Source organism: Shewanella sp. TB7-MNA-CIBAN-0143 (genome assembly GCF_040310065.1).
Classification (GTDB): Bacteria; Pseudomonadota; Gammaproteobacteria; order Enterobacterales; family Shewanellaceae; genus Shewanella.
This window is the reverse complement of sequence record NZ_JBEOPL010000026.1, coordinates 31,991-54,192: the sequence shown is the minus strand read 5'-3', so window position 1 is coordinate 54,192 and position 22,202 is coordinate 31,991. Positions and strand designations below refer to the sequence as shown.

Sequence of the window (22,202 nt, the reverse complement as noted above, 5' to 3'; positions counted from 1 at the left end):
AGTTAGTTGTCGTAAGGTTAATTCATGTCGGTAAAGTATATCGCAACATCTAAGTTACCCACTCCTTGGGGTGTTTTTGCTATGCACGGTTTTGAAGAAACCGCCACAGGTAAAGAACACGTTGCTTTGACATTTGGTCAACTGGATCCCACAGAGCCCATGTTAGGTCGTATTCATTCTGAATGTTTGACCGGTGATGCATTATTTAGTTTACGTTGTGATTGTGGTTTTCAATTACAAGCAGCAATGCAGAGTATTGCTGAACAAGGGCAGGGGTTTCTTCTGTACTTGCGCCAGGAAGGCCGTGGTATTGGGTTGCTTAATAAAATAAGAGCTTACGAGCTGCAAGATGCTGGTGCCAATACGGTTGAAGCGAATGAGCGTTTAGGCTTTGAAGCTGATATGCGTAAATACGACATGGTTTTGCCGATGTTAACGCAAATTGGCGTGACTAAAGTAAAGTTGATGACCAATAACCCGCGTAAAGTGATGGCGATGCAAAATATGGGTATCGAAGTCGCAGAACGTATTCCGTTACAAGTGGGAAAGAATCGCTATAACGAATCATACTTAAAGACCAAATCAACAGAGTTGGGCCATATGATGTCGGAATACCATTTCCACGATGAATAGTCTGCAACAATAATAGTCTAAATGATGATGAAACAAAGGCAGAACTTACCGCTTATTGAATCATCATTGTTTGATTACCTGCGTTTTATAGATGTAACCTTCCGCTTATCTTTGATGATATTGCTTATTGTTTGTAGCAGTATGAGTCATGCTGCTGAATTAACGCCGACTACACCACCAGAGCTGATCACTGAACCTGACGCGTCTCATTATGCATTTGCCAATTACCTAGGCAGCGGTGTGTATCGAACTTCTGGCCAAAGCGCTGCTGTCGCCAATATTCCTATGGGATTTGTGCTTGACTCAACAGATGACTATTTATTGAAGTTACGCTTTACTGCATCATTTGGTTTTTTTGATTACTCCTTTAATGACCTACCTCAAGGCAGCATTCCTAACAGTGTCGGCACAATTACTCTAACCCCTGGGCTTGAATATCACTGGCTGGTGGACGACAAGTTAACGCTTGAGAGCTATGTTGATTTAGGCTATGGACATAATTTTTCAACTTACAGTCATGTGGGTATTTTTTCCACTGGTGTTTCAGCACTCTATAAACTTGATGCGCCTTTGTTTACCCCTGTTTGGGTAAATCGGATTTATTATGCAGGTTACCAAAGTAATCAAAACGACAGCACAGAAGGCTATTCGGTTTTTAAAACAGGTGTAGATTTCGGGGTTAATTATGATTGGCAGTGGCAAGATGTCCGGGTTGAACCGAGATTGTTTATTGCCGGACACTGGTATTTCGATAAACTAAAATTTGTTACCCCAGTTGGGAAAGATGTTTTAACCTCATACACCTATGAAATAGGCGCAACGCTAGCATTCTCTAAACCTATCAACTTGAGTGCGATAGGCTTAGACAGTGTCGAAATTGAACATTTTGGATTAAGTTATCAAGTCGGTGGTGGGCTTAAAGTGTGGCGCTTAATTTTTGAATTTCCGCTATAAGCCCTACCAATGTGAATAGGTGAATACATTAATTTGAGCTAGTTCCCCAAATATTGGCATTCACAGGTTCTGTCGATGCAGTCTCTGAGCTAGCTTTAGCAGAAACGACTTTATTTGCTGCAGGTTTAGCCGCATTCACTTTGGCTTTGGCTGGCCGAGATTTAGCGGAAAATGATCCACGGCTATCTTCTTTAGGCGGCGGTAATGGCAGCTTGTTTGCTTTACGATATAAGTATTCAACTTTGTCACGAGCCCAAGGCGTTTTACGTAAAAACTTCAAGGTTGATTTTACACTCGGGTTATCTTTGAAACACTGAATGTTTATCCTAGATGCGAGCTCTTCCCAGCCGTACTTTTCAACGAGTGAAGTCACGATAGTTTCTAGTTTTATGCCGTGAAGCGGATTGTTTGCTTGTGTCATGAGCCGTGCGAGCTAATTAAGTTTGGCAATATTATACCCACATTGTTGCCAAAGTGATATCAACACAGAAACGGCAGCCGAAGCTGCCGTTTATTGATGATAGTAACCTCTATAGCTCGTTGACTAGTTCAACTTTGTCATCTTCGTCAGTGTCAATATCCCCTTTGCCTTTGGTTTTAATAATAATCATTGTCGCAATGATTGCGGTAGTGACTAAACCTGCAATGGTTGACACCGTCATCGGTAGACCTGCACCTAATGTTGATGAGTTCAACATAAAGCTAATCACAACACAGGTCATGAACATAGCCGGTACAGTACAAATCCAATGGAATTTATTGTAGCGCAGTAAGTAAGCTGAAGCGGTCCATAACATTAATACAGCAGTAGTCTGGTTTGCGACACCAAAGTAGCGCCAGATAATACCAAAGTCGACTTGAGTCAATACGGCACCGACGACAAATAATGGTAACGCGAGCATTAAACGCTTCGGTAACTCAATTTGCTTGATGTTAAAGAACTCTGCCAAAATTAATCGCGCTGAACGAAATGCGGTATCGCCAGAGGTGATAGGCAATACAATGACACCTAAGATAGCCAAGAAGCCACCAAATGTACCCAATAGCCCATTAGATGCTTCGTATACAACATTTGCTGGGTTACCAGCCATACCGACATTCAATCCTTCAACACCACCAAAGAATGATAATGCAATTGCACACCAAATTAATGCAATAACACCTTCACCAATCATGGCGCCAAAAAACACAAAGCGGCCGTTTGATTCATTTTCAACGCAGCGCGCCATTAAAGGTGATTGTGTTGCATGGAATCCCGATACTGCACCACATGCAATCGTGATGAACAAGGCTGGCCATAATGGCATGTCATTTGGGTTTAAGTTGCTAAAGAAGTCACCCATTTCAAAGCCAGGTAACATGGTATGTTCGGTTGATAATGCTAACGCTATAATCAGTCCGAGTGACATAAAGACCAGTAATGCACCAAAGAAGGGATATAAGCGACCAATAATCTTGTCGATAGGCACGATGGTAGCAATTAAATAATACACAAAAATGATACCAACAAAGATGGTGACATCTAGTCCGGTAAGTTTGCTTAGTAATCCTGCAGGAGCAGAGATAAACACCACGCCAACTAGCAACAATAAGATAATGGCAAACAAGTTCATAAAGTGTTTGGCATTTTTACCTAAATATTTACCAGCCAAGTTAGGAACTGATTGACCGTTATTGCGTACCGATAACATCCCCGAAAAATAATCGTGAACCGCACCGGCAAAAATACAACCAAATACTATCCATAGCATCGCCGCCGGGCCATAAAGGGCACCTAGGATCGGACCAAAAATTGGACCGACACCAGCAATGTTTAACAGTTGAATTAAATATACTTTCCCTTTAGACATCGGTACGAAGTCGACACCGTCTGTCTGAGTGAAAGCAGGCGTTTGTCTTTGGGTGTTAATGCCGAATACTTTTTCGACAAAAGCCCCATAAATAAAATAGCCGCCAATTAGCAGGCCTACACAAAGTAAAAACCACGTCATTTTGTTATCTCCCCATTTTTATAGTGACATCATTTTAAAACATCAAAATAGGGTATTTGGGACTAACTGAGTGACAGGTTAAAAAGGCTGAGTAAGCGGTAAATAGTCATCCTGAGCGGTGTTGGTGGTTGGGCAAATGTGGTGCATGTCACGCTTTATGTGGTGTATACCTGGTTATTGAAATCCAAGCAACTGCTTTAACTCTTTAAGATAACGACGTGACACCGGCACTTTTGCCCCGCTATGGGTGGTGACTTCTGCACCCGTGTCGGTGATTTCAATTTCTGAAATAGCACTTGGGGCCAGTAAGTATTGTTTATGGCAACGAAATAACGCGGTTTTTTGCTCTAATACCTTAAGGGTTAATTGGGTGTGACTGAAACCTTTATTGGAGCACACATGAATACCGCCTACATCACTGACTATAAATTCTACATCAGCGGTAGCGACAACTTTGAGTTTATTGCCGCTGTAGCAGGGTAAATGGGCTAATTGCGTTGGCAGTATCTGCGTCATTAATTGCGGCGTCATGTTGGTGCGTACTTTGTCTAAAGTTTGGTTAAAGCGTTTTTCATCGATGGGTTTAAGTAAGTAGTCGAATGCATTGTTATCAAATGCTTTGATCGCATATTCATTAAATGCGGTAATAAATACTGCTCGTGGCATTTTTTCAGGATTAAGCATGGCGATTAACTCCATGCCATTTATCCGTGGCATTTGAATATCAACAAAAATCAGATCGGGCTTTAACAGGTTAATTTGTTGTAGTGCTTCAATGGCATTACTACACTGTCCAAGGACTTTGATATCAGGATGTTTGTCGAGTAAATCTGCCACTTCTTGGCGGGCGAAGGGTTCATCATCAATGATTAAGCACGAGATCATTGGTCAATTTCCTTTAACGGTAAACGCACACTAACGCGGGTGAATACATCGGGTTCACACTCAACTTCAATACCGTATTGGCTGCCAAATAAATTTTGAATTCGTTTGTGGACTAAGTTCATGCCTAAACCATCTGTGTTTTTAGAGGGTTGATATAAACCGGCATTATCGGTCACGTTAAGCAATAAGTCATCGCCGTCTAATGTGGCTTTAACATCAATAACACCAGCATCAAGCATCCGCGACGTACCGTGTTTAACTGCATTTTCAATCAAAGGCTGTAAGGTAAATGCAGGCATTTTTTGGTGATGATAAATCATAGCAATATCTATGTTGACTTGCAGTTTGTCGATAAAACGGGCGCGTTCAATGGCTAGGTAAGCGTCTATGTGCTCAAGTTCATCAGCCATTGTCACAAGTCCAGTCGTTCGGGTTAAGTTGATGCGTAAAAATTGCGATAACTGCTGCAATAATTGTTTAGACATTTGCGGGTCACGCTTAATAATTGCACTGATTGTATTGAGTGCATTAAATAAAAAGTGTGGATTAACTTGAGCTTGTAGCAATTTTATCTCTGCTTGCATCAATAAGTTTTGCTGTTGTTCAAAGCGGCCATAAAGAATTTGGTTAGACAGTAATCTGGCAATACCTTCGCCTAAAGTACGATTAATGTTTAAAAACAATTTGTTTTTAGGCTCGTATAATTTAATGGTGCCAATGACTTCGTCGTTACTGCGCAGCGGAATAACTAGGCTTGAGCCTAAACTGCAATTGGGCGATATAGAACAGGAATAAGTGGTATCGACACCATCAGCAAACATCACACTATTTTGTGCGATGGCTTCGAGAGTGATTTTTGAGGAAATAGGCGTATTAGGTATATGGTGATCGGCACCAAGCCCAATAAATGCCAGTAATTTAGTGGTGTCGGTAATGGCGACTGCGCCGACTTGGGTTTCTTCTATTACTATCTGGGCGACTTTTTGGCTCGACTCTAAATCAAACCCCTTAGACAGTAAGCCGACACTGCGCTCAGCTATTTTGAGTGCTTTAGTCGAAAAGCTGGAAGAAAGTTTATCAAACATGGCCTTTTGGTCGCGAACAATACTCATAAACATCGCCGCGCCTAGTGAGTTAATCAGTAGCATTGGCGGGGCGATGAGTTTGACTAATTCCCAGGCTTGGTCAAAGGGTTTTGCGATTAATACAATTATCGACATCTGCATTATTTCAGCCATAAACGTCACACCAAATACCACAATTGGCTGATAAACTATTTCTGATTTACCGGCTTTTTTGAAGTAATAACTGATCATACCCGCGGATAAGCCTTCTAAGGTGGTGGATATGGCGCAAGCAATATCAGTGAATCCACCCATTGAATAACGGTGTAATCCACCAGTTAACCCAACCAGTAGACCAGTGACTGGTCCACCTAATAATCCGCCCAACACAGCGCCCATAGCACGAGTATTGGCGATGGCTCCAGATGTTTGCTCACCAAAGTAAGTCGCCATAATGCAAAAGCTTGAGAACACCAGATAGATAAAAATTTTGTGCGGTAATCTTTTTGATGTTTCTGCGAAAAGTTTAAACAATGGCGTTTTACTGACTAAGTAAACGATAACTAAGTAAACACACATTTGCTGTGTTAGCAGTATTATTAACGACATATATTCTCTTTGGATTAATTAAACGCAGTCAAATTGTGGTGGATATATTATTGACTCTTGTGAGCGTGTATTAACAGGTTAGTCAAGTCTAGTTCTCAGCATCTGGTTTTCAGAATGTGAATGTAATATAAAACCATACTATTTCAATTTCAGTCTGTTGTTAAAAAGCCATCAATAGTAACAATAGGTTATCAACTAAGGTTGTTTTAGAACTGGGATATTGTATTTCGATGCATCGCTGAACTACCACGTTTTGTCACGACTAATGAGTCGACCATGATGAGTTGTCTCAACATATCATTGCTCACAATCGGTAATACGCTATAACTTCGGTATTTGGTGCATCACAGGACCGCATCTATGCCAGTATATTCTGAAGATATTAACCAAAAACTGTTGCTGTTAACGTGATGTTTTACGCAATAAATCAGATTGTTTCACACTACTTTGCTGATAAAACTCATCAATGAGTATTCTGAGAATTTTGGATTTGGCAACTTTGCTGGTTTTGGCTATCTCATCCAATTGTGAAATGCTTTTTTCGGTCAGTGTGAAAGTGGCATGACGATAAATTTTAGTGCTTTTTTTATCGAGCCCTTTTAAGAACTCTTGAGTTGTTGAAGTGATATCGGGTTGACCATGCGATGCCCCAAGACCTAACGCATAATTATTAGCATCTTCGATAAAGTCGTCTACAGATACCTTTACTCGGGTATCTTTGGGTTTCTTGCGCTTAAGATCAGTTAAACTCATAACTATTTTCTGGTGGAATGGCAAAAAGCTCATCGGCAATGGCTCTAATTTCATCTGCCGCTTTACCGCTAGGATCGATTTCAAGCACTGAAGAGCCGCTTTCTTCGCTGTCATCATAGATGTTACGACTAAACGTCACTGAATTGAGTGCGCGTAAACCAAAAGACTCAACCACTTCCTTAGCTTCTAAAATCCGTTTACCTTGAGATGGCAGTGCAGGGCATTGTGTTATCACAATGGCGGCAATCATTTTAGGATTGACCATTTTACAAGTACTGAGCATGTCTTCCATATGAGGTAAGGTTTTAAGATCGCGTCGCTTAGGACGAAGTGGGATAACAACATAGGTTGCGACAGACATGGCAGCTCGCATTGCTAGATTATCCTGGCCACCACAATCAACAATGACATAGTCAAACCGATCATTAAGACTCAGTAGATCATTACGGATTTTGCCATAAAGCTGAATACAATTGATGGCTTTTAGGCTGGGGTCATTATTACGAGCTTGGATCCAGTCGGATGTGGTTCGTTGCGGATCGCAGTCAACCATAAGTACATTTGCATCGTGTTTTTGGCTAATATGTACAGCAATATTTTGTGCTAAACAGCTTTTGCCACTGCCACCTTTTTCTCCACCAACCAGCAATATCATGTTGTGATCCTTGATGCTAGGCGCTTTGTAGCACCGAAAATATCGATTAGTATTTTATCTTGAGTATAGAGCAGCCATAAAGGACTGCATGAAAATAATCAATTAAATTAGCTGTAAAGCAATATGGTAACTATGAGGTGAGCATTCGGTGCAACGGCAAACTTGGCCTTTAATGGTATTTTGTTTATCGGTGTTTTCATTGAACGTTAAGGCTATCAAATCACCCACTTTAAAAGAGGTTTTAAAATCAAATAATACCCCTTTGCGAGCAAGATCGATGCAGATACCATGGTCGACACATGATTCACCATGAGTATTAATCCAATCTAGGCGGATCCGCTCAGCTTCCATATCTACACGTAACGAACCGCGTTTTTCTTCGAATCCTGTTGGCTCTTGGCCCATCCTGTTTCTCCTTGAAATGATCCGTCTATCGGCATCTTGAACTGTTGTTTGGCGATAATTCATCATCAAGACTATAGATGCCTAATTACCGCTAGCCTTACAACATTCTATTGTTTAGCTCATTATTGTTGTCGTTAACATTCAGTGCTGAGTGTTAACGTTTTACATCGACTTATACATTTACCTTTTTATGCTGTTAGTAATTTTTAGCATAACTGCTTTGTTAAGCAAGACAAAATTATCATTATAATGCTGAGTCATCGATACTCGGTATGTTGAGTGGCAGTTAAGGTGATTAATTATCGTAGTCTTGGTTTTTAGGGTAAGGCATTTTCAACTGACCCCAACGAATCACAATTACCGTGCCAGCCAGTAAAATTGTCGACAGTGAAATGGCTAAAATACGCCAATCTTCCATGCCTTTCATGTCTAAAATCAAGTATCGAGCCAATGCAACAATTGCAATATAAAGCGGCATACGAATAGGTAATTTACCGGACTCAATATAATTAACGACCATCGCTAAAACTTCAAGATAAATAAACAGTAATAGTAAATCGGCCAGCTCGACGGTTCGAATGGCAATCATGTGGAGAATTTCTTCACCAATAGCAAATACCGTTGCCAGTGCGATAATTAATAATACTAAATGTTCGATATTTTTTAAGGATTTTAGTCCTACTTTTCGCAGTAATGGCATAGTCATCTTCATTAATAAAATCAAAACACTATTATTGACGACTTCCGCATAATTTCCCAGTGATCTGGGTCGATTTTTTGAGATAAACTGTGGTTTGCAGAATAAGTGGTTAATATACTCTCCACTCAATATCGATATAGTATGATTTACGCCGTTATGAGTCATTAGTTAGCGTTTTATCTTTACCAGGCTCAGATTAATCCTTCATGAGGCTAGAGTCATGCCATTCAATAGACATAAAAAAACCGCTAAAGCGATGCTCTAGCGGTTTGTCTAAATAAAGGTAAACGATTAACGTTTTAAACCTTCATTTAGTAGGGGACGCATAGTTTTAACTAATTGCGTGGTCACTTTTGGACTACCAGCGACAATGTTTCCTGAAACCATATAGTTGTGTCCGCCCATAAAGTCAGTAACAGTACCGCCAGCTTCACGACAAATTAAGTCGCCCGCAGCAATGTCCCACGGCTTAAGACCAATTTCAAAGAAACCATCTAAACGGCCTGCAGCGACGTAAGCTAAATCTAATGCAGCAGAACCACCACGACGGATATCAGCACATAATGGGAATACTTCACCCAAAATAGCCATATAGCTTTCAGTGTGTTGACGTGCTTTGAATGGGAAACCGGTGCCAATCATGGTGCTGCTCAAATCATTTACGTTGGTTACACGTAAACGGAAATCATTGAGCTTAGCGCCTTTGCCGCGAATCGCTGAAAATAATTCTTCACGGACAGGATCGTAAATAACGGCAACTTCAATTTTGCCTTTATATTGTAATGCGATAGATACCGCGAAGTGAGGAATACCACGAACGAAGTTGTTAGTGCCATCCAAAGGATCAACAATCCAAATGTAGTCTTTATCAGTACCACGGTTTTCACCGTTTTCTTCACCAATAATGGTGTGGTCTGGATAAGATTTACGAATTTGATATGTAATAGTTGCTTCTACTTCCTTGTCTACACTAGTCACAAAATCATTAATACCTTTACTGCTTACCTCAACACGGTCAAGTTCAGTATAGGCGCGCATAATAGTTTGGCCCGCGGCGCGAGCAGCGCGCGTGGCAATAGTCAGCATCGGATGCATTGCAATCCCCTGGATGTTAAAGAACGAGTAAAATAGCGCCCGCATTATACTTAATTTGACAGTTATATCAAATGCAGATTTTCATATAACGTAATTTTTAACGATTGTGATAATATACGGATAATATTTTTAGCTAAAAGAAAGTGCTACATGCTCAGTAATATTCGTGTTGTTTTAGTTGGTACCTCACACCCTGGTAATATTGGCTCTACTGCTAGAGCAATGAAAACCATGGGCTTATCAAATTTATATCTTGCAGAGCCAAGAACAGAGCCTGATGGGCAATCGATAGCACTAGCTGCTGGTGCGTCAGACATTCTGAAAAACCTTACGCGAGTTGATTCGTTAGAAGAAGCCATAGCCGATTGTAGTCTAGTCATTGCCACGAGTGCACGCAGCCGTACTCTTGATTGGCCGATGCTTGATCCTCGTGAAGCGGGTTTGAAACTCACTAAAGAAAGCTTAAATGGCCCAGTTGCTATTGTTTTTGGTCGTGAGAATCATGGCTTAAGTAATGAAGAGTTACAAAAATGTACCTACCATGTAGCTATTCCGGCAAACCCAGAATATAGCTCGCTAAATTTGGCTCAAGCAGTACAAATTATTTGTTATGAAACTCGAGTTGCCCATCTAGCGCAAACAGAAACACCCACTGTAACGGATGAATATCCATTAACCTCTGAGCTAGAACGTTTCTTCGTCCATTTAGAGTCGACGTTGTCTAAAACAGGGTTTGTGATTAAGAATCATCCTGGACAAGTGATGACTAAACTTCGTCGTTTATACACTCGTGCACGTATTGAAGCACCTGAGATGAATATTCTTCGTGGTATTTTGACTTCCATTGATAAGAAAATGGATAAACAAGATTAAGCAGTAAAGGAACATACCATGGGCGTCATCGATAGACTAAAAGAAGACATTGAATCGATATATCATCGAGATCCAGCCGCAAACAGTACCTTAGAGATAATATTTAATTATCCCGGTATGCACGCGATTTGGATCCATCGTATTAGTCATAAACTCTGGCTTGCCAACTGGCGCTTTACTGCGCGTTGTTTATCAACATTTTCGCGTTGGTTAACGGGTGTTGAAATTCATCCTGGCGCGACGATTGGTCGACGTTTTTTTATTGACCATGGTATGGGTGTCGTTATTGGTGAAACCGCTGAAATCGGTGATGATTGCACACTTTATCATAGCGTTACTTTGGGTGGGACCACCTGGCAGCCAGGCAAACGTCATCCTACATTAGGTAATAATGTGGTTATTGGTGCAGGGGCCAAAGTACTTGGACCTATCACTATGCATGATGGTGCACGTGTTGGCTCTAATTCTGTGGTTGTTAAAGATGTCGCAAGCGATCATACCGTCGTAGGTATTCCTGGACGTGTAGTGTCTTCGCCGACCAACCAGTCAAAAGAAAAAACTGAACGTCGCACCGAAATGGCCAAAAAGTACGGTTTTGATGCGTACGCTGTGTCACCAGACAATCCAGATCCGGTCGCTAATGCGATTGGGCAAATGCTTGACCATATGCATTTGATGGACTCTAAAGTACAAGAACTGTGTAATGCCATTCAACAAATGGGCGGTGAAGTCTGTACTAAAAAGTTGCCAGAGTTAACCGTTGATGCATTCGATGAAGCTTCTCGAGAAGCGGCCACTAATCGTAAACATGACATTGATAAGTTCGACCCGAGTATTTAATAATCCGTAAGTCATTGTAGATTCAAGTCAAAGAAATGGCCGATAATACGATTAATTTCCTTGTCGGCATTGAATCTTACAAGATAAAAAGGTTAAATACGCCCTGCGAAAACATGGACCTTTTGGTTATAAGCAATGCCATAATACCCGAGTGTTTTAGTAGGATTAATACTTGACTAAATTACTCGGGTATGTTGAAATTACTGCATACTTTTTGGGAGCAGTACAAGTTATGAAACTTACATCAAAAGGTCGCTATGCAGTGACAGCTATGCTGGATGTTGCGATTCACTCTGCTACTGGTCCTGTACCTTTAGCCGATATTTCTGAAAGACAAGGTATCTCTTTGTCTTATCTTGAACAACTCTTCGCTAAGTTACGTAAACATGGTCTAGTGTCGAGTGTCCGCGGACCCGGTGGTGGTTATCGATTAGGTTTAGAAGCCGTCGATATCTCAGTTGGCATGGTCGTGCATGCTGTTGATGAATCTGTAGATGCCACTCGTTGTCAAGGAAAAGGTAACTGCCAAAGCGGTACTCGTTGCCTAACCCATTCTTTATGGGGTGACTTAAGTAAACAAATTTCAGATTTTTTAAACAGTATTTCTCTTGCAGGTTTAATGCAAAAGCGAGATGTAAGATTTATCTCGTTAAAGCAAGATGAAATACAAAAGGAACATAGAGTGAGTTTGTAACTCAGCTATGTTGATTGATATATAATTATTATTTGTACGTTGTATGTAGCCTCATCTGAGACTGCTAAGTACGGAGTGTGTTATGAAGCTTCCTATCTATTTAGATTATGCCGCAACAACCCCTGTAGATCCGCGTGTCGCAGAAAAAATGATGCAACACATGACAATGGACGGTGTGTTTGGTAATCCAGCATCGCGTTCACATCGTTATGGTTGGCAAGCAGAAGAGGCGGTTGATGTCGCCCGTAATCAAGTTGCCGATTTAATTAATGCTGATCACCGTGAAATTGTTTTCACATCAGGTGCGACAGAGTCAAGTAACCTTGCGATTAAAGGTATTGCCCATTTTTATCATAAAAAGGGCAAGCACATCATCACCAGTAAAACTGAACATAAAGCAACGTTAGACACGTGCCGTCAGTTAGAACGTGAAGGTTATGAAGTCACTTATCTTGTTCCCGATGCTAACGGCATTATCCCAATGGAACGCTTAGAAGCGGCGATGCGTGATGACACTATTTTAGTCAGCATTATGCACGTTAACAACGAGATTGGTGTTATCCATGATATCAACGCAATTGGTGAATTATGTCGTTCAAAAGGCATCTTTTTCCACATGGATGCGGCACAAAGTGCTGGCAAAATACCAATTGACGTTCAAACCACCAAAGTTGATTTGATTTCGATTTCTGGCCATAAAATGTATGGACCAAAAGGTATCGGCGCATTATATGTTCGCCGTAAGCCACGTATTCGTCTTGAATCGCAAATGCACGGTGGTGGACACGAACGCGGTATGCGTAGTGGCACACTAGCAACACATCAAATCGTTGGTTTAGGTGAGGCTGCCGTTGTTGCAAAACAGGACATGGCAGCTGATAGCGCACGTATTACTCATCTACGCGATAAGTTGTGGAACGGTATTAAACACATTGAAGAAACCTATATCAACGGTGATATGGAACAACGCTATAGTGGTATTTTTAACGTGAGCTTCAACTTTGTTGAAGGCGAGTCGTTAATGATGGCCTTGAAAGACTTAGCGGTTTCTTCAGGTTCAGCCTGTACTTCAGCAAGTTTAGAGCCAAGCTACGTATTACGTGCTTTGGGTTTAAATGATGAAATGGCACATAGCTCGATTCGTTTCTCTATTGGTCGCTTTACGACTGATGAAGAAATTGACCACGCTATCAAAACGATAACTGAATCTATCGATAAGTTACGTGAAATGTCTCCATTATGGGAGATGTTCAAAGATGGTATCGATTTAGAGCAAGTCCAATGGGCACATCACTAATTTAATCTTATTAAATGAGTGTAATACCATTAAATCGTAAACTGATAACGACACAGATTTTGGAGCAGTATCATGGCTTATAGCGAAAAAGTAATCGATCATTATGAAAACCCACGTAACGTAGGTTCATTTGATAAGAACGATCCATCAGTAGTAACTGGTATGGTTGGTGCACCCGCCTGTGGTGATGTAATGAAATTGCAACTTAAAATTAATGCTGACGGCATTATTGAAGATGCAAAATTCAAAACCTATGGTTGCGGTAGCGCAATTGCATCTAGCTCATTAGTAACAGAATGGGTCAAAGGCAAAAGCGTTGATGAAGCAGCGACGATTAAGAATGCAGACATCGCCGAAGAGTTAGCATTGCCGCCGGTTAAAATTCATTGCTCAATTTTGGCTGAAGATGCCATTAAAGCAGCAATTGAAGAGTACAAAAGCAGACAAGCTAAGTAATACCTGGAGTTAAGATGGCAATTTCAATGACCCCCGCTGCGGCTGATCGAGTTAGATCGTTTCTTGCTAATCGCGGGAAAGGCCTCGGCTTGCGCCTTGGGTTGAGAACATCAGGTTGTTCAGGAATGGCATACGTCATTGAGTTCGTTGACGATCTCAATGACGATGATGAACTTTATAATATCGAAGGTGTGAATATCATCATCGATGCAAAAAGCTTCATTTATTTGCAAGGTATTGAACTTGATTTTGTCAAAGAAGGCCTAAACGAAGGTTTTCAGTTCAATAACCCTAACGCAAAGGGTGAGTGTGGTTGTGGTGAAAGTTTCACCGTTTAATCATTGTTCACCTAATTAAGCCGTTTTATATCAAACAGTAAGCATGATATCTGCCCATGAATTATTTCGACCTGTTTAATGTAGTACCTGCCTTTGATATCGACACCGCCTTACTTGCAGAGCGCTATCGCGACCTGCAAAGGGCGGTTCATCCCGATAAATTCGCTAATGATACAGAGCAACAAAAGCTCCTTTCAGTACAGCGTACTGCACAAGTTAATGATGGCTATCAAACGTTAAAGAATCCCTTACGCCGTGCTGAACATATGTTGAGCTTGCGCGGAATTGAATTAAGTCATGAAACCACAACATTGAAAGATGGTGCATTTTTGATGCAGCAAATGGAGTGGCGTGAAGCACTTGAAGACATCAAAGATAGTAGTGAACCACAGTCATCAATTGATGAACTGTATGATTCGTTTGCTGAATTTGAGTCAACATTATTCACTAAGCTAGCGACGCTATTGATTAGTGATGAAAGTTCAGATGCTTTATTAGCGGCAGATCAAATTCGTAAGCTAAAATTTATGGCAAAATTACATGATGAGTTAGCCCGTATTGAAGATGGCTTGCTCGACTAATTGGCCCTAAATTCTAAACCTTATTATTTATGATTAGCTTGGCTAATCGATAACACAACAAGTTGGAACACTATGGCACTGTTGCAAATTGCAGAACCTGGCCAAAGCGCCGCACCGCACCAGCATCGTCTTGCGGTTGGAATTGATCTTGGTACCACCAACTCACTTGTTGCTGCGGTAAGAAGTGCTCAAGCATTAACTTTGCCTGATGAGCAAGGTCGTCATTCATTGCCGTCTGTGGTGCATTATGGCGAAACCAATGTGTTAGTGGGCTATGAAGCTCAAGACAAATCAGCTTTAGAACCACAAAACACCATCGTTTCTGTGAAGCGTTTTATGGGACGTAGCCTCACTGATATTCAGTCTGGTGTACATCGTTTACCCTACGCATTACACGCGAGTGAAAACGGCTTGCCAGTGTTTACTACGCCGATGGGACAAGTTAATCCTATTCAAGTGTCTGCCGAAATTTTAAAACCTTTAATTGCGCGAGCTGAAACCACATTAGGTGGTGAATTAGAAGGCGTGGTGATTACCGTACCTGCGTATTTTGATGATGCACAACGTCAAGGTACCAAAGATGCTGCTGAATTATTGGGTGTTAAAGTATTACGTTTATTGAACGAACCCACTGCTGCAGCCATTGCTTATGGATTAGATTCAAAGCAAGAAGGTGTGATTGCCATTTACGACTTGGGCGGCGGTACTTTCGATATCTCGGTTTTACGATTAAACCGTGGCGTATTTGAAGTGTTAGCCACAGGTGGTGATTCTGCATTGGGTGGTGATGATTTCGATCACTTACTCGTGAGCCATTTACAACAGGCATGGCAGATAACAGAACCAGGCAGTCAATTAGCACGTCAATTACTGATTGAAGCTCGCCGAGTTAAAGAAGCGTTGACTGACAATGACAGCGTTGAAGCTTCTGTCGTCATGGCTGAAAAGACATTAACCTGCATTGTCGATAAAAGCTTACTTAACGAGTTAATTGGCGCGTTGGTGAAAAAAACCATCGGCAGTTGTCGTCGTACTTTACGTGATGCTGGCGTGAGTGTGGATGAGGTTATTGAAACCGTCATGGTCGGTGGCTCAACTCGCGTGCCATTGGTGCGTGAACAAGTTGAAACTTTTTTCAAAAAGACACCATTGACATCAATCGATCCTGATCGTGTTGTTGCTATTGGTGCCGCGATTCAAGCAGATATTCTTGTTGGTAATAAGCCTGAATCGGATTTGTTACTATTAGATGTGATTCCATTATCCCTAGGTGTTGAAACCATGGGCGGCCTGGTTGAAAAAGTGGTTACTCGTAATACCACTATTCCCGTTGCTCGCGCACAAGAGTTTACCACGTTTAAAGATGGTCAAACGGCCATGGCATTCCATGTGGTGCAAGGTGAGCGTGAACTCGTTGATGATTGTCGCTCATTGGCCCGTTTTACCTTACACGGTATTCCGCCTCTAGCGGCAGGTGCTGCACATATCCGGGTGACATTCCAAGTAGATGCTGATGGCTTGCTTAGTGTTACTGCGATGGAAAAGTCCACCGGGGTTAAGACATCGATTCAAGTTAAACCGTCATTTGGTTTATCTGATACTGAAATAGCAACCATGTTAAAAGATTCGATGAAGTATGCGAAAGATGACATTACTCGTCGTATGCTGGCTGAACAAAAAGTTGAAGCGGCGCGGGTGATCGAATCGCTTAATGCTGCTTTGGCAAAAGATGCAGCGCTTCTAGATGAGCAAGAACGCGAAGAGTTAGTCGTTGCGATTGCCCAACTTGATGCCGTAGCACAGCAAGATGATATTGATGCCATTGAAAAAGCGATTGCAAATCTCGATGATAAAACCCAAGATTTTGCGTCAAGACGTATGGATAATTCTATTAGAGCGGCGCTAAAAGGGCAGTCGGTCGACAACATATAGGTGAAATGATGCCACAGTTAGTATTTTTACCCCATCAAGAACTTTGTCCAGACGGCGCAGTACTTGAAGCAGAAGTGGGTGAGACCATTTTAAACGTTGCGCTGCGTAACGGTATTCATATTGAACATGCGTGCGAAAAGTCATGTGCTTGTACTACATGCCATGTCATTGTGCGTGAAGGTTTTGAACAGCTTGACGAAAGTGATGAGTTAGAAGACGACATGCTAGATAAAGCATGGGGACTTGAGCCTGAAAGTCGTTTATCTTGCCAAGCTAAAGTGGTGGATTGCGATATGATTATCGATATTCCTAAATACACAGTCAATATGGTCAGCGAAGGTTAGTGTTTGCCGAAGTATTAGCGTATCAATAATCCCATTTATAGCGGGTAATTGATCACAAAAAAAAGAGCCAATCTTGCTAGATTGGCTCTTTTTTTATCTGTGGTCATTCCAGTCATTGATTTTAAATAAACTCAGCGTATGATGCGCGAAAATTCCAATTTTGGAGCACTCTGTGCGCATCGCAATACTGTCTCAAGGCCCGCAATTATATTCTACTAAACGCTTAGTTGAAGCTGCTGTCGCCCGCGGACACGAAGTCAAAGTTATTAATCCATTAAAGTGTTATATGAATATCAATATGACCAAACCTAGCATTCATATGGCGGGTAAAGATCTGGGTCATTTTGATGCTGTCATCCCTCGTATTGGTGCTTCAGTGACCTTCTACGGTTCTGCAGTATTACGTCAATTTGAAATGATGGGTGTGTATGCGGTTAATGGTTCAATTGGAATTGCGCGTTCACGAGATAAATTGCGTTCAATGCAGCTGTTATCACGTCAAGGTATTGGCTTGCCAATCACTGGTTTTGCCAATAAACCCAGCGATATCCCTGATTTGATTGATATGGTCGGCGGTGCGCCATTAGTGGTTAAATTGTTAGAAGGTACTCAGGGCATTGGCGTGGTATTAGCTGAAACCCGCAAAGCTGCAGAGAGCGTGCTTGAGGCCTTTATGGGACTCAAAGCCAATATTATGGTGCAAGAATATATTGCTGAAGCACAAGGCGCTGATATTCGCTGTTTTGTGCTGGGCGATAAAGTGATTGCTGCGATGAAGCGCCAAGCAAAGCCGGGTGAGTTTCGTTCTAATTTACATCGTGGCGGCAGTGCTACTTTGGTTAAATTAACTCCGGAGGAGCGATCAGTCGCGCTTCGCGCTGCAAAAACAATGGGGTTAAATATTGCTGGGGTTGATTTATTACGTTCTAACCATGGTCCGGTTGTGATGGAAGTTAACTCATCTCCTGGTTTAGAAGGCATTGAAAAAGCGACTCAAAAAGACGTTGCCGACGCCATTATTGGCTTTATGGAAAAGAATGCCAACAAGTCCATCAAGTCAGCACAATAAGATTTAGCGATTACCAAAGAGCAGAAATTGGGTCATGTTAATAAAAATGACTCAATTTAGTGATGAAATATCACCGTAAAAGCGGATAAGGCTAGGAATATATGGCTAAATTACGTATAATCCGCGCGAATTTTTTAAACTTGCTCACATTAAGGAAGCTAGTTATGGCGATCGAACGCACATTTTCTATTATCAAGCCAGATGCAGTTGCTAAAAACCACATTGGCGCTATTTATAACCGTTTTGAATCAGCTGGTCTTAAGATCATTGCTTCTAAAATGGTACAACTATCTAAAGAACAAGCTGAAGGTTTCTACGCTGAACATAGCGCACGTCCTTTCTTTGGTGCTTTAGTTTCTTTCATGACTTCTGGTCCAGTAATGGTTCAAGTGTTAGAAGGCGAAAACGCTGTTCTAGCTAACCGTGAAATCATGGGTGCAACTAACCCAGCTGAAGCTGCTCGTGGCACCTTACGTGCTGACTATGCTGCAAGCATCGACGAAAACGCAGTTCACGGTTCTGATGCAGTTGAATCAGCAGCACGCGAAATTGCTTACTTCTTCAGCGCTGACGAAGTGTGCCCACGCACTCGTTAATCGTTGCTGTAAGTTGATAAAAAAGGAGCTTCGGCTCCTTTTTTGTGTCCGCTCTTCAGATATTGAGCACTTTGTTTGATAACGACTTCTTCGTGTTTAAATCGACTATTTCACCGTATTGCGTTGACTAAAAACACAACATTTAATTAACAATAATATTGCGAATTGGTGTGTTGATATAGTGTTAAATAAGGTATCTGTACTCCGTCAGAAAGTTCCTAATCTTATACTAAATATCACCAAACAGGCTTTTTTGCCGTTTAATAAACAGGGCTTGTCAGGACCGATATTAGGGCTATTTTGAATAGATTTAGTCTATAAAAATGCTAACAAGTTACTTTTCTGAATAAATACTCAGTAATATTGAAATGTCATTCTGACGTTTTTTACGACAAATAATCTATTTTATTTAAAATATTGAAAATTAATTTTTGATGCATTTTGTGATCAATTGTTTTTAAATTGTTATCTGTGTTTATTTTTTGTATTTCAATATGTATTTATTTGTTTTTTTATGGTCTTTAATTTGTATTTTTATTTGCGGTTTAAAATGTTAACAATCTTGATAAATGCCGTTAAATTCGGTAACTTATTGATTTTAAATGGATCGGTTTAAGTCAAATTAATTATCAATCCACATGTTAAATGTGATGTTGTTCACATGTTGCCCTTATTGACTAAAGGTTTTTTATTCATTAATAATGTTTTTCAATAATTGGCAATGACCAATTATTCATAATTAAAAATATAACGACTTGTTTTATTTTATATCAAGTTATAGGGAGTTTATTCATGAGTTCAGTCACATTAACTGCTAAGGCAATTCGCCGTAGTTTACTAGCAGTAGCAGCAACAAGTGTCGCGACAACAGGCTTATTTTCTTCAGCAGCATTTGCTGCCGATGAGCAGAAAGTTGAAAGAATCGAAGTCACCGGTTCTCGTATTCAGCGTCAAGACATGGAAACGGCTTCTCCAGTTACCATTATCTCTGCAGAAGCTATTCGCGCAGAAGGTTTCACTTCAGTTGACCAACTACTTCAAGCTCAAACGTCAATGGCTGGTGCTGCTGTTGGTTCTAGCACAAACAACGGTGCAGATGGTGTAGCACAAGTTGATTTACGTGGTATGGGAGCAGCACGTACTTTAGTACTAGTGAATGGCCGCCGTATGGTTAACTCAGGTTCAGGTGCAGATAGCTCTGTTGATTTGAACTCTATTCCAGTAGCAATGATTGCACGTGTTGAGATCTTAAAAGACGGCGCCTCAGCTGTTTATGGTTCAGATGCGATTGCTGGCGTAGTGAACATTATTACCAAGAAAGATTTCGAAGGTTTACAGTTGGACGTTAACGGCAGTGGCACCGATAAAGGTGATGGCGAAAACGGTGACGTAAGTATGCTTTACGGTTTCAATACCGATGGCGGTAACTACACAATTGGTGCAGCTTTCTCTGACCGTCGTGATATTGTGCAGTCAGACCGCGATTGGACTGAATTAGCGACAAGTAGCATTATTCCTACAGGCACGTTGGAGGGCTTATCAAGAGACTCTAGTGGTAACTGGGTTCCTCGCGCTGATCTTTATGAACGTTATGACTATACCCAAGATAGCTACTATCAAACACCGAGTGAGCGTCGTAGCTTGTTTGCGAATATGACACAAGAGTTAGGTAATGATGTCGTATTAACTGCTGATGCTATTTACACTAATCGCCGTTCAAACCAACAATTAGCGGGACAGCCTGCACAGATTTATTTAGATGTGTGCGGTCAACCAGGTGTCGATCCTTTAAACTGTATGACCATTGACAGCAGCATGACTGCGGCTGGCATTGAAGCTAATGATGACGGTCAAGTGTTCTATGCAAGACGTACCAAGGATGTGGGTCCTCGTATATATTCTCAAGATACGAATACATGGCGTATGTCTGCAGGTTTAGCAGGATTACTTGATGTACACACCGGTATGAACTGGGATGTGTCTTACACTTTCGGTAAGAACGAAGCGTCAACGTCAGTTGATAACTCTATCAATGCAAATGATATGATCAACTCAATTTATGCTGATCAAGATTCATGGTTTTCTGGCGCTCCGTTAACTCAAGATCAAAAAGATGCTGTAGGATATTCAGAGAAAGCTAACGGTGGTAACGAGCAACAAACTCTGTCTGCTGGTTTAAATGGTGAGTTATTTGAATTGTCTGCTGGTGCGGTTGGTTTTGCTATCGGTGCTGAGTATCGTCGTGAAAGTGGTTTCTACAATCCAGATCCAATAGTGGTCGCTGGTGAAAGTACTGCTGCACAACAAGATCCAACTGAAGGTGAGTACAACGTTATCTCTTTTTTCCAAGAGGTTAGCGTACCTTTCACTGAAAAGTTAACTGGTGAATTTGCACTGCGTTATGACGATTACTCAACATTCGGTAAAGCGTCTACTTGGAAAGTCGGTTTAACTTATGAAGCAACTGATGATTTGATGCTTCGTACAGTAGCAGCCACTGGTTTCCGTGCTCCAAGTGTATCTGAATTGTATGCAGGTAATTCAGGTTCATTCGATTACTTAACAGATCCTTGGTTATCAGACGCTGATCAACCAGGTCAAATATTAGTTAATCGTACATCAGATCCAGATCTAAAACCTGAAGAGTCAGAATCATACACTGCAGGTTTAGTGTACTCACCAAACTATGTTGAAGGTATGTCTGTAACATTAGATTACTGGCGTTTCAAAGTTGATAACGCAATTGCACGTTTAGACACTCAAGCTGGTTTAGACGATTGTAAAGCTGGTAAAGCGTCTGCTTGTGAAACGTTTAATATCACACAAGAAGGTGATTTACGTAGTTTAACAAATGCGTTAACTAACGTGGGTACTCAAGATACTAGTGGTGTTGACTTTAACTTAGCCTATAACTTTGAAGGTTTAGGTTTAGATTGGAAAATTAACAATGACATGACTTATCTGCTTAATTTCGAGCAAGATGGTCAAGATTATACTGATACTATCGACGGTAACTTTGGTGCTTACGCGAAAGTTCGCAACAACTTTAGCGTTTCAGCTGGTCAAGATTCTTGGAGTGTAATGTACTTCAACCGTTATGTCGGTGAGATGACTGATTTAGCAGAAGGCACAGATGTTGATTCAATTCTGTACCATAATGTTTCAGGTACTTATTATGTTACAGACATGATTACCTTAAGCGCTGGTGTTAAAAACTTAAGCGACGAAGAGCCATCACGTGTTTCTAACGGTAGCGATGGCGGTACTGTTCCTGAAGTGTATGACACTATTGGCCGTCAGTACTTCGGTGGCGTAACTGTTAAGTTCTAAATAACAGTTTAGTTATTGAACTAAACATCAGACAATGTGACAGTTACATTGTCTGACTTAAAAAGGCCTACATTATTGTAGGCCTTTTTATTACGTTGATTTTTATGT

At 41.1% G+C, this 22,202-nt stretch carries 23 protein-coding genes; 14 read left to right on the top strand and 9 right to left on the bottom strand.

What is annotated here, in order from left to right; all coding sequences use genetic code 11:
* The first annotated feature begins 24 nt into the window (after positions 1-24).
* Together ribA and AAEY97_RS18430 are read left to right on the top strand one after the other, a co-directional pair.
* Entirely contained in the window at positions 25-633 is a 609-nt protein-coding gene (ribA, locus tag AAEY97_RS18435) for a GTP cyclohydrolase II (RefSeq protein ID WP_101088110.1), read from the top strand.
* Positions 634-654: 21 nt separating this feature from the next.
* Positions 655-1,587: a hypothetical protein gene (locus AAEY97_RS18430; RefSeq protein WP_351000648.1), complete on the top strand. Its 933-nt coding sequence runs from the start codon at positions 655-657 to the stop codon at positions 1,585-1,587.
* A gap of 28 nt (positions 1,588-1,615) precedes the next feature.
* Here AAEY97_RS18430 and AAEY97_RS18425 read toward each other — a convergent pair whose 3' ends face one another.
* From AAEY97_RS18425 to suhB, 9 genes are all read right to left on the bottom strand, one after another.
* On the bottom strand, positions 1,616-2,008 hold the full coding sequence (locus tag AAEY97_RS18425; protein ID WP_101088114.1) for a VF530 family protein: 393 nt from the start codon (positions 2,006-2,008) through the stop codon (positions 1,616-1,618).
* A 109-nt stretch (positions 2,009-2,117) separates the two neighbouring features.
* The gene (locus AAEY97_RS18420; RefSeq protein ID WP_101088116.1) at positions 2,118-3,578 is read right to left on the bottom strand and encodes a carbon starvation CstA family protein; all 1,461 of its coding nucleotides are present in this window, start codon (positions 3,576-3,578) and stop codon (positions 2,118-2,120) included.
* A 174-nt stretch (positions 3,579-3,752) separates the two neighbouring features.
* A complete protein-coding gene (gene btsR, locus AAEY97_RS18415; protein ID WP_351000644.1) occupies positions 3,753-4,463 on the bottom strand; it encodes a two-component system response regulator BtsR in 711 nt (236 codons plus the stop codon).
* Complete coding sequence (locus AAEY97_RS18410) at positions 4,460-6,136, bottom strand: LytS/YhcK type 5TM receptor domain-containing protein (protein ID WP_351000641.1); 1,677 nt, start codon at positions 6,134-6,136, stop codon at positions 4,460-4,462. Before AAEY97_RS18410 ends, btsR begins: the two co-directional genes overlap by 4 nt.
* A gap of 402 nt (positions 6,137-6,538) precedes the next feature.
* On the bottom strand, positions 6,539-6,889 hold the full coding sequence (locus tag AAEY97_RS18405; protein WP_101088122.1) for a replication protein RepA: 351 nt from the start codon (positions 6,887-6,889) through the stop codon (positions 6,539-6,541).
* On the bottom strand, positions 6,876-7,544 hold the full coding sequence (locus tag AAEY97_RS18400; protein ID WP_011637885.1) for an AAA family ATPase: 669 nt from the start codon (positions 7,542-7,544) through the stop codon (positions 6,876-6,878). The genes AAEY97_RS18405 and AAEY97_RS18400 overlap by 14 nt, the downstream gene beginning before the upstream one ends.
* A gap of 102 nt (positions 7,545-7,646) precedes the next feature.
* On the bottom strand, positions 7,647-7,949 hold the full coding sequence (locus AAEY97_RS18395) for a PilZ domain-containing protein (protein ID WP_162022806.1): 303 nt from the start codon (positions 7,947-7,949) through the stop codon (positions 7,647-7,649).
* Between the two features lie 295 nt (positions 7,950-8,244).
* Complete coding sequence (locus AAEY97_RS18390; protein ID WP_041413049.1) at positions 8,245-8,649, bottom strand: phosphate-starvation-inducible protein PsiE; 405 nt, start codon at positions 8,647-8,649, stop codon at positions 8,245-8,247.
* 291 nt (positions 8,650-8,940) lie between these two features.
* On the bottom strand, positions 8,941-9,744 hold the full coding sequence (gene suhB, locus AAEY97_RS18385; RefSeq protein ID WP_011637882.1) for an inositol-1-monophosphatase: 804 nt from the start codon (positions 9,742-9,744) through the stop codon (positions 8,941-8,943).
* Between the two features lie 150 nt (positions 9,745-9,894).
* Between suhB and trmJ the strand changes: the two genes are divergently transcribed.
* The 12 genes from trmJ to AAEY97_RS18325 all read left to right on the top strand — a co-directional run bounded on the left by trmJ (position 9,895) and on the right by AAEY97_RS18325 (position 22,094).
* On the top strand, positions 9,895-10,617 hold the full coding sequence (trmJ, locus tag AAEY97_RS18380; protein WP_182744314.1) for a tRNA (cytosine(32)/uridine(32)-2'-O)-methyltransferase TrmJ: 723 nt from the start codon (positions 9,895-9,897) through the stop codon (positions 10,615-10,617).
* An 18-nt stretch (positions 10,618-10,635) separates the two neighbouring features.
* Complete coding sequence (gene cysE, locus AAEY97_RS18375) at positions 10,636-11,457, top strand: serine O-acetyltransferase (RefSeq protein ID WP_182744315.1); 822 nt, start codon at positions 10,636-10,638, stop codon at positions 11,455-11,457.
* 232 nt (positions 11,458-11,689) lie between these two features.
* Positions 11,690-12,151 carry a Fe-S cluster assembly transcriptional regulator IscR gene (gene iscR / locus AAEY97_RS18370; protein ID WP_101088228.1) on the top strand — a complete coding sequence of 154 codons (462 nt, stop codon included), beginning with the start codon at positions 11,690-11,692 and terminating at the stop codon, positions 12,149-12,151.
* Positions 12,152-12,233: 82 nt separating this feature from the next.
* Positions 12,234-13,448, top strand: a complete 1,215-nt coding sequence (locus AAEY97_RS18365) for an IscS subfamily cysteine desulfurase (protein ID WP_101088128.1) — start codon at positions 12,234-12,236, stop codon at positions 13,446-13,448.
* Between the two features lie 72 nt (positions 13,449-13,520).
* The gene (gene iscU / locus AAEY97_RS18360; protein ID WP_011637877.1) at positions 13,521-13,904 is read left to right on the top strand and encodes a Fe-S cluster assembly scaffold IscU; all 384 of its coding nucleotides are present in this window, start codon (positions 13,521-13,523) and stop codon (positions 13,902-13,904) included.
* Positions 13,905-13,918: 14 nt separating this feature from the next.
* Positions 13,919-14,242 (top strand): iron-sulfur cluster assembly protein IscA, encoded by a 324-nt coding sequence (gene iscA / locus AAEY97_RS18355; protein ID WP_011637876.1) that lies wholly within the window; start codon positions 13,919-13,921, stop codon positions 14,240-14,242.
* 56 nt (positions 14,243-14,298) lie between these two features.
* Positions 14,299-14,823: a co-chaperone HscB gene (hscB, locus tag AAEY97_RS18350; RefSeq protein WP_101088130.1), complete on the top strand. Its 525-nt coding sequence runs from the start codon at positions 14,299-14,301 to the stop codon at positions 14,821-14,823.
* Between the two features lie 72 nt (positions 14,824-14,895).
* Complete coding sequence (hscA, locus tag AAEY97_RS18345; protein WP_350979285.1) at positions 14,896-16,755, top strand: Fe-S protein assembly chaperone HscA; 1,860 nt, start codon at positions 14,896-14,898, stop codon at positions 16,753-16,755.
* 8 nt (positions 16,756-16,763) lie between these two features.
* Positions 16,764-17,099, top strand: coding sequence for an ISC system 2Fe-2S type ferredoxin (gene fdx / locus AAEY97_RS18340; protein ID WP_101088135.1), 336 nt, complete (start codon positions 16,764-16,766; stop codon positions 17,097-17,099).
* A 172-nt stretch (positions 17,100-17,271) separates the two neighbouring features.
* Positions 17,272-18,168: a 30S ribosomal protein S6--L-glutamate ligase gene (gene rimK / locus AAEY97_RS18335; protein ID WP_101088137.1), complete on the top strand. Its 897-nt coding sequence runs from the start codon at positions 17,272-17,274 to the stop codon at positions 18,166-18,168.
* A gap of 164 nt (positions 18,169-18,332) precedes the next feature.
* On the top strand, positions 18,333-18,764 hold the full coding sequence (ndk, locus tag AAEY97_RS18330) for a nucleoside-diphosphate kinase (RefSeq protein WP_041413046.1): 432 nt from the start codon (positions 18,333-18,335) through the stop codon (positions 18,762-18,764).
* Between the two features lie 792 nt (positions 18,765-19,556).
* Positions 19,557-22,094, top strand: a complete 2,538-nt coding sequence (locus tag AAEY97_RS18325; protein ID WP_351000636.1) for a TonB-dependent receptor plug domain-containing protein — start codon at positions 19,557-19,559, stop codon at positions 22,092-22,094.
* The last annotated feature ends 108 nt before the right edge of the window (positions 22,095-22,202 follow it).

What these genes read in the sequence shown, in the direction of transcription:
- iscA (WP_011637876.1), top strand. Translation starts at nt 13,919, where the DNA reads ATGGCAATTTCAATGACCCCCGCTGCGGCTGATCGAGTTAGATCGTTT.
- AAEY97_RS18405 (WP_101088122.1), bottom strand. Translation starts at nt 6,889, where the DNA reads ATGAGTTTAACTGATCTTAAGCGCAAGAAACCCAAAGATACCCGAGTA.
- hscB (WP_101088130.1), top strand. Translation starts at nt 14,299, where the DNA reads ATGAATTATTTCGACCTGTTTAATGTAGTACCTGCCTTTGATATCGAC.
- AAEY97_RS18365 (WP_101088128.1), top strand. Translation starts at nt 12,234, where the DNA reads ATGAAGCTTCCTATCTATTTAGATTATGCCGCAACAACCCCTGTAGAT.
- btsR (WP_351000644.1), bottom strand. Translation starts at nt 4,463, where the DNA reads ATGATCTCGTGCTTAATCATTGATGATGAACCCTTCGCCCGCCAAGAA.
- AAEY97_RS18400 (WP_011637885.1), bottom strand. Translation starts at nt 7,544, where the DNA reads ATGATATTGCTGGTTGGTGGAGAAAAAGGTGGCAGTGGCAAAAGCTGT.
- ribA (WP_101088110.1), top strand. Translation starts at nt 25, where the DNA reads ATGTCGGTAAAGTATATCGCAACATCTAAGTTACCCACTCCTTGGGGT.
- AAEY97_RS18430 (WP_351000648.1), top strand. Translation starts at nt 655, where the DNA reads ATGATGATGAAACAAAGGCAGAACTTACCGCTTATTGAATCATCATTG.
- iscU (WP_011637877.1), top strand. Translation starts at nt 13,521, where the DNA reads ATGGCTTATAGCGAAAAAGTAATCGATCATTATGAAAACCCACGTAAC.
- AAEY97_RS18420 (WP_101088116.1), bottom strand. Translation starts at nt 3,578, where the DNA reads ATGACGTGGTTTTTACTTTGTGTAGGCCTGCTAATTGGCGGCTATTTT.
- suhB (WP_011637882.1), bottom strand. Translation starts at nt 9,744, where the DNA reads ATGCATCCGATGCTGACTATTGCCACGCGCGCTGCTCGCGCCGCGGGC.
- iscR (WP_101088228.1), top strand. Translation starts at nt 11,690, where the DNA reads ATGAAACTTACATCAAAAGGTCGCTATGCAGTGACAGCTATGCTGGAT.
- AAEY97_RS18390 (WP_041413049.1), bottom strand. Translation starts at nt 8,649, where the DNA reads ATGCCATTACTGCGAAAAGTAGGACTAAAATCCTTAAAAAATATCGAA.
- cysE (WP_182744315.1), top strand. Translation starts at nt 10,636, where the DNA reads ATGGGCGTCATCGATAGACTAAAAGAAGACATTGAATCGATATATCAT.
- AAEY97_RS18410 (WP_351000641.1), bottom strand. Translation starts at nt 6,136, where the DNA reads ATGTCGTTAATAATACTGCTAACACAGCAAATGTGTGTTTACTTAGTT.
- ndk (WP_041413046.1), top strand. Translation starts at nt 18,333, where the DNA reads ATGGCGATCGAACGCACATTTTCTATTATCAAGCCAGATGCAGTTGCT.
- fdx (WP_101088135.1), top strand. Translation starts at nt 16,764, where the DNA reads ATGCCACAGTTAGTATTTTTACCCCATCAAGAACTTTGTCCAGACGGC.
- AAEY97_RS18395 (WP_162022806.1), bottom strand. Translation starts at nt 7,949, where the DNA reads ATGGGCCAAGAGCCAACAGGATTCGAAGAAAAACGCGGTTCGTTACGT.
- trmJ (WP_182744314.1), top strand. Translation starts at nt 9,895, where the DNA reads ATGCTCAGTAATATTCGTGTTGTTTTAGTTGGTACCTCACACCCTGGT.
- AAEY97_RS18325 (WP_351000636.1), top strand. Translation starts at nt 19,557, where the DNA reads ATGAGTTCAGTCACATTAACTGCTAAGGCAATTCGCCGTAGTTTACTA.
- hscA (WP_350979285.1), top strand. Translation starts at nt 14,896, where the DNA reads ATGGCACTGTTGCAAATTGCAGAACCTGGCCAAAGCGCCGCACCGCAC.
- AAEY97_RS18425 (WP_101088114.1), bottom strand. Translation starts at nt 2,008, where the DNA reads ATGACACAAGCAAACAATCCGCTTCACGGCATAAAACTAGAAACTATC.